This window comes from Marimonas arenosa, assembly GCF_030848945.1.
GTDB classification, from domain to species: Bacteria; Pseudomonadota; Alphaproteobacteria; order Rhodobacterales; family Rhodobacteraceae; genus Marimonas; species Marimonas arenosa.
In genome coordinates this window covers 472188-487927 of record NZ_JANHAX010000003.1, presented here as the reverse complement: position 1 = coordinate 487927, position 15740 = coordinate 472188, and the positions used below count along the sequence as shown (strand labels likewise).

Here is a 15740-nt window from a genome sequence, read left to right as displayed (position 1 = left end):
TCAGGCCTGACCTCTGTTGCCCGCTCCGTTACTCGGCTTGAACGGGGCCATGCCCTTGCGGGCAAGTTCGTCGGCCTTCTCGTTCTCGGGATGGCCGGCATGGCCTTTAACCCATTCCCAATGCACATCGTGGCGCGCCTGCGCCGTGTCGAGCCGCTGCCACAGCTCGACGTTTTTCACCGGTTTCTTATTCGACGTTTTCCAGCCGTTCCGTTTCCAGCCGTGGATCCATCCGGTCACCCCGTTCTTCACATAGGCCGAATCCGTCACCACGGTGATCGTGGAGGGTCGCTCCAGCACCTCAAGCGCATTGATCGCCGCCAGAAGTTCCATGCGGTTGTTTGTCGTCTCTGCCTCGCCGCCGCTCAGCTCACGCTCCTTAAGGACGCGATCCCCCTGCATCGCGCGCAACAGCACGCCCCAGCCACCTGGCCCGGGATTGCCGCTGCAGGCCCCGTCGGTATAGGCGAAAAGCTCAGCCACGGCAGAGCATCGAAACGTGTTTCGCTGTTTCGCCACTCAATCCCGCGCCCTCGCCGAACCGGCGCGTCACGATGGAAAACCCGGCTTCCTGCAACAGGCCGGTCAGTTCGTTCGCGCCATAGTAAGCATAGAAACGGCCGATCGCATCCGGCCCCTCGCCCTCGCCCAGTTTCACCGCGACATGCAGCGTCATCCCAGGCTTGCCCGCGCGCCGGATGCGGGCTAGCACGCCGGGCAGCTCGGCTTTACGGATATGCAGCAGGCTGAAATTGGCCCAAACCCCGTCATAGACTCCGACGACGTCAAGCTCGTCGAATCGTGCCTGCCATGCGGTGACGCCGGAATGGCTTGCTGCACGAGCCACCATCTTGGCCGAGGCGTCGGTGGCGTCTACCTCGTACCCCCACGCCGCCAGCTTGCCGGCATACTGGCCGGGTCCGCAGCCTAGGTCGAGCACTCGCCCGCCCGCGGGCAGCTGCACAGCGAATTCCTCTAGTTCGGGCAATTCGTAAAGCTTCTCATTGAGCTTGGCATAGTCTTCGTCTCGCGCATCATAGACGGAAATGGTTTTTGTATCGATCATGCCAGCACGACCCCTATGCCAAGACACACTACCACCACCACGGTCAGCATCACCCTCAGAGTCATCCACCACGGCGGGGCCAGCCCGGCGCGCCAATAAACCCAGTCGAGCGCCAGAAGCCCCAGGAACCCGGCAATCAGCGCCAGACCAGCCGCATAGGGCCCGCCGCCGGTCATAAAGAAAGCCCAGAGCGCCGGTATCACCGACACGCCGTAGGCCCAGCCGGCCTTGTCGTGAGGAGCCCGGGCGGCGAAGCCCCAGAGCACGCCGGACATGAACGACAGGATCACCATGCCATAGAACAGCTGCACGTAAGGCCCTACCATGCGCGGCCCGATTACCTCGCGAGCGCTGTCCCCCAATGCCGGCGCCACCGTCGTCAGCGCCCCCCAGACGAAGGGAATGAGCCCGGCCAACCCCAACCACAGCGCTGTCCGGGGCAGGGTCGTGTCGCTTGTCATCATGTCTTCTCCATCACCGGACAGCCGGCCAACGCCGCGAGGCTTGCCGCCTTTCGGGAAGAAGAGCCACGACCAGCGCGGTGATCGGGAACTGAATCGACAACATCCGGAGTCTCCTGCCGTTCTCTCGCCGCCGGACCCTAGCGGCCTGCGGCACCGTTTGGAAGTGGCCGGGCGGTCTGCCGAAGGCTGTCGCGCGCTGCGATCCGACGCCACCAGGTCGACAGCGCTGGATACTCCGCCAGCATCTCCGCCCCCTGTGGCGCGCTGGCGAAAGCCGCGATCATCGGCGCCAGATGGCAATCGGCCCGTCCGAACGCCGCGCCGAGCACCAGCCCCTCAGCCGCGACAGCTTCGAACGCCGCCAGCATCCGCGGCGCGGCGGCAAGCCCCTCGACCAGCACCGCATCCGATGCAGGCTCGCCCATTGCCGGGCGGAACACCGCGTGGGAATAGACCTGCCGCACCAGCGGCCAATAGGCATAGGCATCGACGATCCCGATCACCTGCACCGCCCGTGCCATCGCCTCTACGTCCGCCGGCATCAGCGCCGGCCCGTCGAAGGCGGCATCGATATAGGCCGTGATCGCCGCCGTTTCATAGACCTCGAATCGCCCATGCCGCAGCACCGGCACCCGCCCGAACGGATGCGGCGGCCCCTCGGCGCCTTCGGCAAACGGGTCATATTCCTGATAGTCGAAACCTACGCCCTTCTCGGCAAAGGCGATCCGCGCCGCGCGGGTATAGACGCTGAAGCGATAGCCGGTCAGCAGTGGCCGGCCTGGCATCAGACCGGTTCCCGTAAAACCCGCGGCACCTTGAACTCGACCGCCTCCTTGGCGGTTTCGACTTCCTCGATGGTCACGTCGAACCGCGCTTTCAGGGCATCGATCACCTCATCCACCAGCAACTCTGGCGCCGACGCCCCGGCGGTAATGCCGACCGAACGCACCTGTCCCAGCCCGTCCCAGTCGATCTCGGTCGCCCGCTGCACCAGCCAGGCCTTGTCGCAGCCCGCCCGCGCCGCCACCTCGACCAACCGCCGCGAGTTCGACGAATTCGGCGCGCCGACCACGAAGATGGCATCGGCCTTGCTGGCAATCGCCTTCACCGCCTCCTGCCGGTTGGTTGTGGCATAGCAGATGTCCTCCTTGTGCGGCCCCCGGATCGCAGGAAAGCGGGCCTGGAGGGCTGCAACGATATCGATCGTGTCGTCCACGCTCAGCGTCGTCTGGGTGACGAAGGCCAGCTTCTCGGGATCGCGCACTGCGACCCGGGCCACGTCCTCGGCCGTCTCGACCAGCAGGACCTCGCCCGTTGGCAGCTGGCCCATCGTGCCGATGGTTTCGGGGTGCCCGGCATGGCCGATCATGATGATCTGCAACCCCGCCGCAGCGTGGCGCTCGGCCTCGATATGCACCTTGCTAACCAGCGGGCAGGTGGCATCGACAAAGACCATCTGCCGCCGCGCCGCCTCCGCGGGGACGGATTTCGGCACGCCGTGGGCGGAAAAGATCACCGGCCGGTCGTCGGGGCAATCCGAAAGCTTCTCAACGAACACCGCGCCCTTGTCCCGAAGATCATCCACCACGTACTTGTTGTGCACGATTTCGTGGCGGACATAGACCGGCGCCCCCCATTTCTCGATCGCCATCTCGACGATCTTGATTGCCCTGTCCACTCCCGCGCAAAACCCGCGTGGCGCGGCGAGGAAAAGGGTCAGGGGGGGCTGGGTCATTGGCATACTCTCCTTTCCCTGAGCTATGCCACCCGGGCCGACAGGTCCAGAGCCACCGGCCAAAAACCGTGATCGTAAATCAAGGTCTCACGGACAGGTTACTTGACCTTCCTACACTGGAGACCTTCTCGATCAGGACAAACCTGACAGCATATGGGACAAATAGTGACCCAGACGAAAACCGCTCTTTTCTTCCTGGCCGCTCTCGCCGCTGCGGCCGCACTCTGGTTGTTCCGGCCTGTCTCCGCCCCGGCGGCCGGGTTGGGGCTGTTTCCTTATACCGATCCCCAGGCTGTCGCCCTAGGCGAACAGCTTTATGCCGAATACTGCGCCGCCTGCCACGGGACTGATCTCGAAGGCGAGCCCGACTGGCGGGTACGCGATGAAGATGGTTATCTGCCAGCCCCGCCGCATGACGCGACCGGTCACACCTGGCACCATCCCGACGAGCAGCTTTTCCTGATCACAAAGCACGGCACCGCAGCCTTGGTCGGCGGCGACTACCAATCACGCATGATGGGTTTCGGCGACGTTCTTACAGACGACGATATCCTCGCCGTGCTGGCCTACATCAAGTCCACCTGGCCAGCTGGCGTCATAAACCGGCACAACCAGATCAACGCGGCGCAATGATCAACCGTATCGTCACGCCTGCCCGCGTGGTTCAAAGCAGGTCGAAGCGAGAAGTCACAAATCGGGCATGGGCACAAACCGCGGCCCTGGCCAAGCCGGACTGCGTTGCCGTCGACGCCGGGCCGCAACATCTCGGGTCAACCGATTCTCGCCAGAACGAAAAAGGCCGGGCTGCGCATGGCATACCCGGCCTTTCTCGGTGTTCCGGTCCCGGTCGCGCCTCAGCGGTCACCGGCCATCGCCACCTCGCGGTCGCGATCCGGCTGGGGCTCGCGCGGGGGACGGCCGATCACTTCTTTCAGCTCGTCGAGTTCGATGAAATTGTCGGCTTGGCGGCGGAGTTCGTCAGCAATCATCGGCGGCTGGCTGCGGATGGTCGAAACCACCGAAACCCGCACGCCCTGGCGCTGCAGGCTTTCCACCAGCGGGCGGAAATCGCCATCGCCCGAGAACAACACAATATGGTCAACCCGCGGGGCAAGCTCCATGGCATCGACGGTCAGCTCGATGTCCATGTTGCCTTTCACCTTACGGCGCCCCTGGCTGTCAGTGTATTCCTTGGCCGGCTTGGTCACCATCGAAAAGCCATTATAGTGCAACCAGTCGACCAGCGGGCGGATCGGCGAATAATCGTCGTTCTCCAAAAGCGCCGTGTAGTAGAAAGCACGCAACAGCTTGCCGCGGCGCATGAATTCGTGGCGCAGAAGCTTGTAGTCGATGTCGAAACCCAATGCCTTGGCTGCCGCATACAGGTTCGAGCCATCGATGAACAGCGCAAGCCGTTCGTCTTTGTAAAACATAAAATTTCCTTCCGATCTGGCCCGGCCTTTTCCGTGAGTGTGTAATGATCGGCCGAGCGGTCTGCGACGATTATTCAAATTTTTTGCGTGTTTCAAGGCTATAGAACACGCGCAATAAGATAGGGAGTGCGTCAAATTGGATCAAGTTGCACTGATTGCGTTCGGCGCAAACCGGCCATCGCCCGCCGGTGACCCTGTTGAAACTGTGCGCGCCGCGCTGGCAGGGTTGGCGGCGTCCCAGGGTCTGTGCCTTCGCGCCGCCAGCCGCCTGTTCCGCACGCCGGCCTTCCCACAGGGGTCTGGGCCTGACTTCGTCAACGCCGCCGCGGCCTTCGATTGCAGTCTCGAACCCGCGGCCCTTCTCGCCCTCCTGCATCGCGTCGAGGCCGAACACGGCCGTCGCCGCGACATCCGCTGGGGCGCACGGAGTCTCGATCTCGACCTCCTGGCGCTGGGTGACGCGGTGCTGCCGGACACCGAGACCTGGCGCCACTGGCATGACCTGACGCCCGACCGCCAGACCCTCGAGGCGCCCAAACTGTTGATCCTGCCCCACCCCCGGCTCCAGGACCGCGCCTTCGTGTTGGTGCCGCTGGCCGAGATCGCCCCGGACTGGCGCCACCCCGTGCTCGGTTTGACCGTGACCGGGATGCGCGACCGCCTGCCGCCAGAGGATCTGGCGGGTGTCACCCCACTGCCGGGCTGAAGTTCAACTCAGCGCCGCGCGATGTCACTGCCTTTGCCAAGAGATCATGGGACCCCGCTGATCCTGAACTTCATCGCCGGCCAGGCAATCGGATCGACCCGGTCGACACCGTCTCAGACAGGGGCAAAGGCAAGCCCGGTCTCGACTGTGCTTGGGCCGGAAAACCGGTGCTGCGGCGCAGGATTGGTTTGGCGCTTTTCCACGCCTGAAATCGACGCATTCCCCTTGTAATTCGCCGCAAGGCAGCATAATAAGCGCGTTCTGAAGCCCTGATCAGGAGTGTCCCATGGCCCGTGTGACCGTTGAAGACTGCGTCGACAAGGTTCCCAACCGTTTCGAGCTGGTGATGCTTGCCGCCCATCGCGCTCGCGAAATTTCCGCTGGCGCGCCGATCACGGTGGACCGTGACAACGACAAGAACCCGGTTGTCGCCCTGCGCGAGATCGCCGACGAAACCCAGTCGGCCGACGACTTGCGCGAACGCCTGATCGAATCGCATCAGACCCAGATCGAGGTGGACGAGCCCGAGGATGACGCCATGGCGCTGCTGATGGGAGCCGAACAGGACAAACCAGACGAGGACGACGTCTCGGAAGAGCAGCTCCTCCGCGCGCTGATGGAAGCACAGGGTCAGGGCTGACCCCCGGCCCGAGGGACAAGGTGCGGAGCGGATGATTCCCGTCGATGACCTGATCGCCAAGGTCCGCGCCTACAACCCCAAGACAAACGAAGCCAAGTTACGCGAGGCCTATGCCTTCGGTATGGCTGCGCATGACGGGCAATACCGCCATTCCGGCGAACCCTATTTCAGCCATCCGGTGGAGGTGGCGATGATCCTTGCCAGCCAGCGGCTGGACGACGCCACCATCATCACCGCGTTGTTGCACGATACGATCGAAGACACAGGGGCGTCCTATTCCGAGGTAGAGAAACGCTTCGGCCGCGAGATCGCGGATCTGGTCGATGGCGTTACCAAGCTGACCAATCTCCAGCTCACCTCGTCCGAAACCAAACAGGCCGAGAACTTCCGCAAGCTTTTCATCGCGATGTCTCGCGATCTGCGCGTGATCCTGGTGAAACTGGCCGACCGGCTGCACAACATGCGCACCATCAAGGCAATGCGCCCTGACAAGCAGGTGCAGAAAAGCCGGGAGACGATGGATATCTACGCACCCCTCGCGGGCCGCATGGGTATGCAGTGGATGCGCGAGGAACTCGAGGACCTCGCCTTCAAGGTTCTCAATCCCGAGGGCCGCAACTCGATCATGCGGCGGTTCCTGACGCTTCAGAAGGAAACCGGCGATGTCGTTGAACACATTACCGGCGACATGAAGTCCGAGCTCAAGAAGGCCGGCATCAACGCCATCGTACTGGGCCGCGCCAAGAAACCCTATTCGATCTGGCGCAAGATGCAGGAGAAGGAACTCTCTTTCTCACGCCTCAGCGACATCTACGGTTTCCGCATCCTGACCGAGACCGAGGAAGACTGCTATGCCACGCTGGGCGTGATCCACCGCCGCTGGCGCGCCGTGCCAGGGCGGTTCAAGGACTACATCTCGCAGCCCAAATCGAACGGTTACCGCAGCATCCACACCACCGTTTCCGGTCGCAACGGTCGCCGGGTCGAGGTCCAGATCCGCACCTTCCAGATGCACGACGTGGCCGAGAGCGGCGTCGCCGCGCACTGGTCCTATCGCGACGGCGTGCCTTCCGAGAACCCGTTTGCCGTCGATCCTGCCGCCTGGGTTGCCGGTCTCACCGAGCGCTTCCGGGACGACGAGGACCACGAAGATTTCCTCGAGGCGGTGAAACTCGAAATGTATGCCGACCAGGTGTTCTGCTTCACGCCAAAGGGCGATGTGGTCAAGCTGCCGCGTGGCGCCACACCGATCGACTTCGCCTACGCCATTCACACCCGCATCGGCGATGCCTGTGTCGGCGCCAAGATCGACGGCATGCGCGTGCCGCTCTGGACCCGGGTCAAAAACGGTCAGTCGGTCGAGGTAATCACGGCCGAGGGCCAGACACCGCAGGCGACATGGCTCGACATCGCGACCACTGGCAAGGCCAGAACCGCGATCCGCCGTGCCCTGCGCGAGGTCGATCGCGACCGTTTCATCAAGCTTGGGCGCGAACTCGCGCGCGCCGCCTTCGAGCATGTCGGAAAACGCGCCACTGACAAGGCCCTCGACACCGCGGCCAGCAAGCTGCGCCTCACCGACCGCAACGAATTGCTGGCTAGGCTTGGCAGCGCCGAACTGACCACCCAGCGGGTGATCGAGGCGCTCTATCCCGACCTTTCGGGCGAAGACCATACCGAGGTCAGCTCGGAACGCGCCGTGATCGGGCTCTCGGCCGATCAGTCGATGCATCGTGCACTCTGCTGCCAACCGCTGCCGGGCGAACGCATCGTCGGCATCACCTATCGCGGGCAAGGCGTGGTCATCCATGCCATCGACTGCGAGAACCTGTCGAACTACGAAGACCAGCCTGAACGCTGGCTCGACCTGCACTGGCAACCTGGCCAGCACGGGCCGATCTACACGGTCACGCTCGATCTCACGATAGGGAACGACGCCGGCGTTCTTGGACGAGTGTGCACGTTGATCGGAGAGCAAAAGGCCAATATTTCAGATCTTGAATTTCTCGACAGGAAACCAGACTTTTACAGACTGTTGATAGATGTCGATCTGAGAGACGCAACGCACCTGCATCGGCTGGCATCGGTTCTCGAAGCAGAAAGTGACATCGCCGAAATCAGGCGCCACCGCGATCCTGCCCGCGCCGGGCAGCGCATGACCGGTGACAACGGGCGGCGTCAGGGCGACATCGACCGGGGCTGAGAGAAAACTTTCAAGTCCGGCAGACGGGTCTGACCGGGCGGCAATTTCTGGGGGGAAGACCATTGGTCTTCAAGCGACGCGACAAACGGCCCATCTGGAAGATTGTGGTCGAGCTGTTCTATCCACGCGGCGGCTGGCTGCGCGCCGCCCAGTATGTTCGTCACCGACTGCACCGCCTGCCCGATCCGCCACACAAGATCTCGCGCGGCATCTGGGCCGGGGTCTTCACTACCTTTACGCCGTTCTACGGCCTGCATTTCGTCATCGCCGCGATCCTCGCCTTTGTCATGCAAGGCAATATTATCGCCGCGCTTCTTGCGACCTTCTTCGGCAATCCGCTGACCTATCTGCCGATCGGGATCATTTGCCTCAAAACCGGTCACTGGCTACTGGGCACCGAGTTCGATCCCGAACATGTCGAACGCTCGCTCGGCAGCAAATTCGCCGACGCCGGCAGCGACCTGTGGCACAACATCACCACCACCTTTTCCGGCGGGCAGCCCGACTGGGAGGGTCTCTCGGTCTTCTATGACGAGGTGTTCTTTCCCTACCTCATCGGCGGACTCATCCCCGGCATTATCGCCGCAACAGTCTCCTACTATCTCGCGGTGCCGCTGATTCAGGCCTACCAGCATCGCCGCAAGGGCCGCATCCGCGCCAAGCTTGACACGATCAAGGCCAAGCGCGCCGCCGCCAAGGCCAAGGATCGCGCCGCCGGCAAATGACCACACCCCAGCAGGATTGGCCTGACCTCCGGTTCAGCCATTGGCCCTTACGGCGCTTTTGCAAAGCGTCTAGGTTCGGTCCGAACAACAAGGGAATCACGGTGCATGCAGCCTCTCGGCAAACTCCGCCTCGGCGTGAATATCGACCACGTCGCCACCGTCCGCAATGCGCGCGGAAGCAGTTACCCCGAACCGCTGCGCGCCGCGCTTCTGGCTGAAGAGGCAGGCGCTGATGGCATCACCGCGCACTTGCGCGAAGACCGCCGCCACGTCCGCGACGACGATATCGAGGCGCTGATGGACGCGCTCACCGTGCCGCTGAACTTCGAGATGGCCGCGACCGAAGAAATGCAGAAGATCGCCCTGCGCCACGTCCCGCACGCCGTCTGCATCGTGCCGGAAAAGCGCGAGGAACGTACCACCGAAGGCGGGCTGGAAGTGGCGCGCGAAGAAAACCGCCTGGCGCATTACATTGCGCCGCTGCGTGAGGCCGGCTGCCGTGTGTCGCTTTTCATCGCGGCCGACAAGGCGCAGGTCGAGGCCGCCGCCCGGATCGGCGCCCAGGTCGTCGAGCTTCATACTGGGGCGTATTGTGATTTCCACTACGACGGCAATTTCGCCGAGCGCGACGCTGAACTAGAACGTCTGCGCGAGATGTCGGCCCACGCTCATTCCCTCGGCCTCGAGGTTCATGCGGGCCACGGACTCACTTACGAAACGGTGAAACCCATCGCCGCCTTTCCGGAAGTGATGGAGCTCAATATCGGGCATTTCCTGATCGCCGAGGCGATCTTTTCCGGCCTGCCCGTCGCTATTGCCGAAATGCGCCGCCTGATGGACGAGGCGCGTGGATGACCGTCGGTGGAGTGACTTCCTTGGTGATACCCTGCTGCCCTTTACGGAAACTTCTGCCCGCACTACTGGCCTTCGCCCTTCCCCTGCCTGCCGCCGCGCAAGAGGTCAGCCCCTGTGACTGGGAGGCTTCCGCCGGCAACATCGTGGAGCCATGGGAGGACAACACCCGCACCTTTTCCAATGGCAAGACCCGTTTGGCCTTGCTCGACACGATCGAGCCCGCCGCGGGGTCGTTTCATGTACTGGTCCTCTCCCTACCGCTGAACGAACTGGGCGATCGCCAGTGCCGCACGATCGGCATGGGCGGCGGGATCGGGTTTTCCGGAGCCGATTTTTCGACTCTCGATGCCACCTACGATCCAGCCATCGGCCTCATCTTCACCATGACGGTTGGCCGTTACGTACCCGACACCGGCCTGTTCGACTCGGTTGGGCTTCGCTTCACGCTCAACCAGGCCACCGGTCAGATCAGGGCGGCGCTGCAATGATCCTGGGCATCGGCACCGACCTGGCCAATATCGACCGCATTTCGCGCACGCTCGAACGTTTCGGCGACCGTTTCCGCAACCGCGTCTTCACGGACGTGGAACAGCGCAAGGCAGAACGACGCCACGACACGCCTGGAACCTACGCCAAGCGCTGGGCCGCCAAGGAAGCCTGCTCCAAGGCGCTGGGCACCGGCCTCAGGATGGGGATTTCCTGGAAGGACATGGCGGTTTCCAACCTGCATACCGGCCAGCCAGTGATGCATGTCACGGGATGGGCCAAGGACCGGCTGGATGAAATGACGCCACCGGGCCACGAGGCCATCATTCACGTCACGCTGACCGACGATCACCCGTGGGCGCAGGCCTTCGTGCTGATCGAGGCGCGGCCGGTCGAGGAAACTGCCCCGCCCGGTACGCGCCGCCCGCGCGCTCAGCACTGACCTGATCGACCTCAATCCAAGGCCCGCTTTGCGAGACTGAGTGGACCCGCGCGCGAGCAGCGGATGCACGTGCAAAAAGTTCAAAATGACGTTCGCGCCCGCAGCGTTGAGGATTCGGCTGCGCGGCGGATTTCATCGAACCGGTCATTGAAAGCCACGCTGAGGAGCGATTCTCAAACCGCCCGTTCGCTGCGGTAGGCTTCAACAATCAAGACGCGGGCCGAAGCGTTCATTCGGGGCTCTCCCGATGACAACCAAGTCAAGGCCAGAACCCTCGTGGCTATTCCAACTTCAGCGCATACTCCTCGCGAAGAAGTCTCAATACCCCTTGGCTGTCCTCATAGCGGCGCGACACCTCCGCCAACTCCGCTTCCGAAAAATCTCCATCTCCGTCGGTATCGGCCTCTTCGATTGCCTGCGTGATCGGATCGAAGAACTCGTTCACACCAGCGCCGAGATCGCCGTCGAGATCGAAGATCGAAAAGTAGGGCGGCCCGATGAGATTCGGATTTCCGAGTTCGTCCTGATAAGTGTACGTCCGGTCTATCGCGCCCGAGAGGGCAACATCGCCTTCCGCCTCCACATCGGCGCGAGCGCGGATGTCAGAGGTCAATTACTGCAGCTTCAATTCGAATCGTGCGCGGGCGTCCGAATAGCTTTCCTCAACTGGTTTCCACCCACCGATCTCCAGCCAGGCCCGACGAACGAAGCTGACCTCCAGCTCATCCTGCGTCACGATGGAATCCCGATCCAGATCGTACCGGAAGAGGTTGGCCGTTTGCTTGACGTCATACGCCGCCACCATGACCCTTGCTGAGTCGACCGCGTCCTGGGCGCTAATGACATCGTCCGTATTCCTTTGCGCCGCAACGAAAAAATTTGCCGCGGCCTGCTTCAAGTCCTCTACGCTGTGTCTGTCTTCGCCGATTTGGTCGCGAAGTTGGACGAACACGCCGACGTAGTAGTCAAGCGCGGCCCTACGATGCAGTTCCTTGTCAGTTTGAGCCGCTATTGACGATGCGCCGGCAATTAACACCGCTATTGCCGCAAGAGCTATACTGACATGAGCTTTCATAAACGTCGGGCTCCTAACCTTGAGTGTTAAAATGGTATCACGCGGCAATGCCTGCTTGAACCCCGGCGCCACGAGGCGAAGCGAAGGACACTACTTTGGGCTCAGAGCGAGCGCTCGACGAAAAGTCCGGAACGACCCTTGTCCCCGAGGGAATGGCACACGATCCTGGATTGGTTCCCGTGGCAGGCAAGAATTCGAACAGCTTGGCAGCAGGCAGGGCAGTTATAGCCAACGGCGGGTCTCGGGACACTGAAACGTCACCGATCGCTGCAACTACGCATGGCGACAGATCACCCTTGTCGCATGTATTTGGTCCTGCCGCGAAAGGTTGCTTCACCTAGACCTCAAACCCTCGGTTCCACCATCGGTTTGGATTTTCCCGATCTTCGCTGAAATCTGCGCGACTTGCTAAGACCTGCTGAACGATGATGACCGGTTCCTCGTAGCAATGAGTGTGTCGAACGGCCTCAATCGCCTTGGCAAGTTTTCCTAGGTCGCCCTCGACTGTGAATGTCAGCACCCTTGCTGGCATCTCGACCGCTTCTTCCGTGTTGCCTAGCTTCGACCCCTGCTTTGGTTGGAAGAACTGCTTTCCCGGCCCACTCTCGAACGCGACACCTTCGTAAGGGCCATATTGAAGGCCGACGGCATCAACCACCGCTTGACGAACGCGCGCGTCATCACGATCCGCCAGTTCGACCCAAACCATCCACGATGCAACAAATGAACAGGTCGTCAACTTACCGTTGAGTTCTGACATTTCTCTCATACTTGGAACCCTCTCCACTTCGATTTGAGGGTCCAATAGCAGAGGCTTACTGACACATAGGTGGCAGTAGTGTTATGTTTTCGTTGAATGCAGCTGAAGGACATCCATGGCGAGAACAGAGCGCCTTTTTGATATCATTCGAATTCTCCGCGCAGCCAGCAAACCTGTTCTCGCGGCAGACATCGCGGAAACACTGGAAGTTTCGATCAGGACCATCTATCGCGACGTTGCCCATCTTCAGGCACGGCAGGTACCCATCTACGGGGAAACCGGGATCGGCTATGTCATGCGGGCCGGATACGATCTTCCTCCGCTGGCTTTTGATGAGGATGAGGCTGAGGCGATCATCGTCGGCCTGTCTCTGGTCTCGAGGACAGGCGACAAGGGATTGTGGAAGTCCGCGAAGAGTGCAGCACGAAAGCTTCGAGAAGTGGCACCGGGCGTGCGGCATCTGATAGCCTCCTCATGGGGGAGTGAGGCATCGAACACAAACGACATCTTGTACATAAGGCGCGCCATACGAGCGGAACGTAAATTGCAGCTGTCCTATTGCGACGCTGACGGATCAAGGACCGATCGCACCGTTTGGCCTTTGGCGATGATCTACTACTGCGACAACGAAGTGCTCGTTTCCTGGTGTGAAATGCGGGCAGCGGTCAGGCATTTTCGCGTGGACAGGATGCTCAGTTGCACCGTTCTCGCAGATCAGTTTCCGGACTGTGGGGCAGCGATCTTGTCGGACTGGGAGGAAAACCAGAAGGGGCTGGTCGTTCAGGCAAACCAGCTTTGAGCCCAAGTGTTGAGCAAGCTGACACTCGAAACGACGCTGAGAAAACCTGCTTTGTCCCGCGTCTCGGGCATTGCCCGTCGAAATAACGCTGCGCTTTGCCTAAGTGGTCGCATTTTCTTCTGCCACGCAGCGGGTGTCTTTCGGCGGCGCAGCACGTCGGAGCGCTGCGTGCGCACGCAGCACGGTTTTAGCACTTCCGCAATGGGCTCAGAGCCGCTGTTCCCACCGCCGCCTCACGCGTCCTTCCTCTGATGCACCTCGATCACGTTGCCGTCCGGGTCATAGAAAAATATCTGGTGCCAGCCGGCCACCGCCCGATCGCCCCAGTCGGAATAGGGCACGCCTTTTACCTCCAGTTCACGCTTAAACGCCGCGATATCGTCGCAGCGATAAGCGATGTGGCCGCGGGCGACCGGGTTCACGATCTGCCCGGTCCGGAACCCCGCCATTACGTCCTTCTCAGCCAGGTGCAGCTGCACCGCGCCGTCCCAGACAAAGCCGACATCGCCGGCATAGCCCTTTTTCTTCTCCAGCACCGGGATATCCTGCGTCGGCACCGGCATATCCAGAACGTCGCGGTAAAACCGCGTCATCTCTTCGACCTTCTCGGTCGCCAGGTTGATGTGATGCAGCTTCAATTTCATCTCTGGGTCCTTTTTCTCGTTGACCCGGAGGTTACGCATATCCCACCACCCCTGTCTGCCCCAAGCTTGACAGCAGCAGCCCTGCCCCTCATGTAGCGCTTGCAACCAGAACAGGGAGTTTCGGGGCATGAGCAGCGAAGGCACTTTCGGCGGCGCCATCATCGAGACGATCAAGACCATCGTCTATGCGCTGCTCATCGCCGGCGTCTTCCGCACGGTGTTCTTCCAGCCCTTCTGGATTCCGTCCGGCTCGATGAAGGACACGTTGCTGATCGGCGATTTCCTCTTCGTCAACAAGATGGCCTATGGCTATTCCTACGCCTCCTGCCCCTCTATCCGCATTCAGCGGCTGGGGATCGATATCGACGCGAAAGACATCTGCGGCTGGATGCGGGACGACAACTCGCGGATCATGGGCGGTGAACCCGAGCGCGGCGACGTCGTGGTGTTCCGCCACCCGGTGACCGGGTCTGACTACATCAAACGCCTGATCGGCCTGCCAGGCGACCGCATCCAGATGAAGGACGGCGTGCTGCAGATCAACGGCGAACCGGTACAGCTCGAAGACGGCGGCACCTTTGCCGAAGTGATGGCTCCGCAAGGCCCCGAGCGCAACCTGCCACGCTGTGAAAACGGCCCCGTCGGCCAGGGCGGCACCTGCGAGAAACCCCGCTCCTACGAAACCTTGCCGAACGGCGTGCGCCACGCCGTCCTGAACATCGGCGATTTCCGCACCGACAACACCCCGGTCTTCACCGTGCCGCCGGGGCAGTATTTCTTCATGGGCGACAACCGCGACAACTCTACCGACAGCCGCGTCGCCCAGACCGCGGGCGGTGTGGGCTTCGTCGACTACGAAGACCTCATCGGCCGCGCCGACCGGATCATGTTCTCCTCTGCCGGGCGCTCGATGCTGTTCTTCTGGACCTGGCGCTCGGACCGCTATTTCAAGGCGATCGAATGAAGCTCGGCAAAGAGCTCAAAGCCTTCGAAGACCGCCTCGGCCACCGGTTCACCACGCCAGAATTGCTGGTCCGCGCCGTCACCCACGCCTCGATCTCCTCGCCGACCCGCGACGATAACCAGCGGCTCGAATTCCTCGGCGACCGGGTGCTTGGCCTCGCCATGGCCGAAGCCGTTCTCGAACACGACCCGTCGGCCACCGAAGGCCAACTCGCGCCGCGCTTCAACGCGCTCGTGCGCAAGGAAACCTGCGCCGACGTTGCCCGAGAGATCGACCTCGGGGCGGTGCTGAAGATCGGCCGCTCCGAGATGATGTCCGGCGGGCGGCGCAAGAAGGCGCTTCTGGGCGACGCGATGGAGGCGGTGATCGCCGCAGTCTATCACGATGCCGGGTTCGAGGTGGCGCGGGCGCTGATCCTGCGGCTTTGGGGCCAGCGGATCGCCCAGGTCGAGGCCGACGCCCGCGATGCCAAGACCAGCCTGCAGGAATGGGCCCAGGCCCGCGGCATGGCCCCGCCGGTCTATACCGAGATCGCCCGCAAAGGCCCGGACCACGCCCCAGAATTCACCGTCGAGGCGCGGCTGGAGAACGGCGCCGCCGTCGAGGCAACCGCCCGGTCGAAACGCGCCGCCGAACAGGCCGCGGCAAAAGCGCTGTTTACCCGTCTGTCGGGCTGAGCGTCATACCCGGCCCCGCGCAAGGCCCCGCGTTCACATCACCGGCGCATCGGGCAGCGGCACCAC

The 15740-nt window shown here is 62.2% G+C and carries 21 protein-coding genes; 11 read left to right on the top strand and 10 right to left on the bottom strand.

Annotated elements, in window-relative coordinates:
• The 5 genes from rnhA to ispH form a co-directional block, all read right to left on the bottom strand.
• Positions 1 to 483, bottom strand: a complete 483-nt coding sequence (gene rnhA / locus NO357_RS12560) for a ribonuclease HI (protein ID WP_306736015.1) — start codon at positions 481 to 483, stop codon at positions 1 to 3.
• The gene (locus NO357_RS12555; protein ID WP_306736014.1) at positions 476 to 1066 is read right to left on the bottom strand and encodes a class I SAM-dependent methyltransferase; all 591 of its coding nucleotides are present in this window, start codon (positions 1064 to 1066) and stop codon (positions 476 to 478) included. Before NO357_RS12555 ends, rnhA begins: the two co-directional genes overlap by 8 nt.
• Positions 1063 to 1527 carry a DUF3429 domain-containing protein gene (locus tag NO357_RS12550; protein WP_376744383.1) on the bottom strand — a complete coding sequence of 155 codons (465 nt, stop codon included), beginning with the start codon at positions 1525 to 1527 and terminating at the stop codon, positions 1063 to 1065. The genes NO357_RS12555 and NO357_RS12550 overlap by 4 nt, the downstream gene beginning before the upstream one ends.
• A 140-nt stretch (positions 1528 to 1667) precedes the next feature.
• The gene (locus NO357_RS12545; RefSeq protein WP_306736012.1) at positions 1668 to 2315 is read right to left on the bottom strand and encodes a glutathione S-transferase family protein; all 648 of its coding nucleotides are present in this window, start codon (positions 2313 to 2315) and stop codon (positions 1668 to 1670) included.
• Positions 2315 to 3265, bottom strand: coding sequence for a 4-hydroxy-3-methylbut-2-enyl diphosphate reductase (gene ispH / locus NO357_RS12540; RefSeq protein WP_306736011.1), 951 nt, complete (start codon positions 3263 to 3265; stop codon positions 2315 to 2317). Before ispH ends, NO357_RS12545 begins: the two co-directional genes overlap by 1 nt.
• Positions 3266 to 3430: 165 nt before the next feature.
• On the opposite strand from ispH, the gene NO357_RS12535 reads away from it, so the two are divergent.
• The gene (locus NO357_RS12535; protein WP_376744376.1) at positions 3431 to 3898 is read left to right on the top strand and encodes a c-type cytochrome; all 468 of its coding nucleotides are present in this window, start codon (positions 3431 to 3433) and stop codon (positions 3896 to 3898) included.
• Between the two features lie 221 nt (positions 3899 to 4119).
• Here the strand turns inward: NO357_RS12535 and NO357_RS12530 are convergent, their stop codons facing one another.
• Positions 4120 to 4698, bottom strand: a complete 579-nt coding sequence (locus tag NO357_RS12530) for a LabA-like NYN domain-containing protein (protein WP_306736010.1) — start codon at positions 4696 to 4698, stop codon at positions 4120 to 4122.
• A gap of 136 nt (positions 4699 to 4834) precedes the next feature.
• Between NO357_RS12530 and folK the strand changes: the two genes are divergently transcribed.
• From folK to acpS, 7 genes are all read left to right on the top strand, one after another.
• Entirely contained in the window at positions 4835 to 5404 is a 570-nt protein-coding gene (gene folK / locus NO357_RS12525) for a 2-amino-4-hydroxy-6-hydroxymethyldihydropteridine diphosphokinase (protein WP_306736009.1), read from the top strand.
• A gap of 286 nt (positions 5405 to 5690) precedes the next feature.
• On the top strand, positions 5691 to 6044 hold the full coding sequence (gene rpoZ, locus NO357_RS12520) for a DNA-directed RNA polymerase subunit omega (RefSeq protein ID WP_306736008.1): 354 nt from the start codon (positions 5691 to 5693) through the stop codon (positions 6042 to 6044).
• Between the two features lie 31 nt (positions 6045 to 6075).
• The gene (locus NO357_RS12515; protein ID WP_306736007.1) at positions 6076 to 8247 is read left to right on the top strand and encodes a RelA/SpoT family protein; all 2172 of its coding nucleotides are present in this window, start codon (positions 6076 to 6078) and stop codon (positions 8245 to 8247) included.
• Between the two features lie 62 nt (positions 8248 to 8309).
• Positions 8310 to 8972: a DUF2062 domain-containing protein gene (locus tag NO357_RS12510; protein WP_306736006.1), complete on the top strand. Its 663-nt coding sequence runs from the start codon at positions 8310 to 8312 to the stop codon at positions 8970 to 8972.
• 105 nt (positions 8973 to 9077) lie between these two features.
• On the top strand, positions 9078 to 9827 hold the full coding sequence (locus NO357_RS12505; protein ID WP_306736005.1) for a pyridoxine 5'-phosphate synthase: 750 nt from the start codon (positions 9078 to 9080) through the stop codon (positions 9825 to 9827).
• Complete coding sequence (locus NO357_RS12500) at positions 9824 to 10315, top strand: hypothetical protein (RefSeq protein ID WP_306736004.1); 492 nt, start codon at positions 9824 to 9826, stop codon at positions 10313 to 10315. Before NO357_RS12505 ends, NO357_RS12500 begins: the two co-directional genes overlap by 4 nt.
• Positions 10312 to 10755: a holo-ACP synthase gene (acpS, locus tag NO357_RS12495; protein WP_306736003.1), complete on the top strand. Its 444-nt coding sequence runs from the start codon at positions 10312 to 10314 to the stop codon at positions 10753 to 10755. Before NO357_RS12500 ends, acpS begins: the two co-directional genes overlap by 4 nt.
• A gap of 280 nt (positions 10756 to 11035) precedes the next feature.
• Here the strand turns inward: acpS and NO357_RS12490 are convergent, their stop codons facing one another.
• From NO357_RS12490 to NO357_RS12480, 3 genes are all read right to left on the bottom strand, one after another.
• Complete coding sequence (locus NO357_RS12490; protein ID WP_306736002.1) at positions 11036 to 11368, bottom strand: hypothetical protein; 333 nt, start codon at positions 11366 to 11368, stop codon at positions 11036 to 11038.
• On the bottom strand, positions 11369 to 11830 hold the full coding sequence (locus tag NO357_RS12485) for a hypothetical protein (RefSeq protein WP_306736001.1): 462 nt from the start codon (positions 11828 to 11830) through the stop codon (positions 11369 to 11371).
• Between the two features lie 337 nt (positions 11831 to 12167).
• Positions 12168 to 12590, bottom strand: coding sequence for a hypothetical protein (locus NO357_RS12480; protein ID WP_306736000.1), 423 nt, complete (start codon positions 12588 to 12590; stop codon positions 12168 to 12170).
• 115 nt (positions 12591 to 12705) lie between these two features.
• Here NO357_RS12480 and NO357_RS12475 point away from each other — a divergent pair, with 115 nt between their 5' ends.
• The gene (locus NO357_RS12475; protein ID WP_306735999.1) at positions 12706 to 13389 is read left to right on the top strand and encodes a helix-turn-helix transcriptional regulator; all 684 of its coding nucleotides are present in this window, start codon (positions 12706 to 12708) and stop codon (positions 13387 to 13389) included.
• A gap of 233 nt (positions 13390 to 13622) precedes the next feature.
• Here the strand turns inward: NO357_RS12475 and NO357_RS12470 are convergent, their stop codons facing one another.
• Entirely contained in the window at positions 13623 to 14033 is a 411-nt protein-coding gene (locus NO357_RS12470; RefSeq protein WP_306735998.1) for a VOC family protein, read from the bottom strand.
• 127 nt (positions 14034 to 14160) lie between these two features.
• On the opposite strand from NO357_RS12470, the gene lepB reads away from it, so the two are divergent.
• Complete coding sequence (lepB, locus tag NO357_RS12465) at positions 14161 to 14997, top strand: signal peptidase I (protein ID WP_306735997.1); 837 nt, start codon at positions 14161 to 14163, stop codon at positions 14995 to 14997.
• Positions 14994 to 15674 carry a ribonuclease III gene (gene rnc / locus NO357_RS12460; protein WP_306735996.1) on the top strand — a complete coding sequence of 227 codons (681 nt, stop codon included), beginning with the start codon at positions 14994 to 14996 and terminating at the stop codon, positions 15672 to 15674. Before lepB ends, rnc begins: the two co-directional genes overlap by 4 nt.
• Positions 15675 to 15740 lie beyond the last annotated feature (66 nt).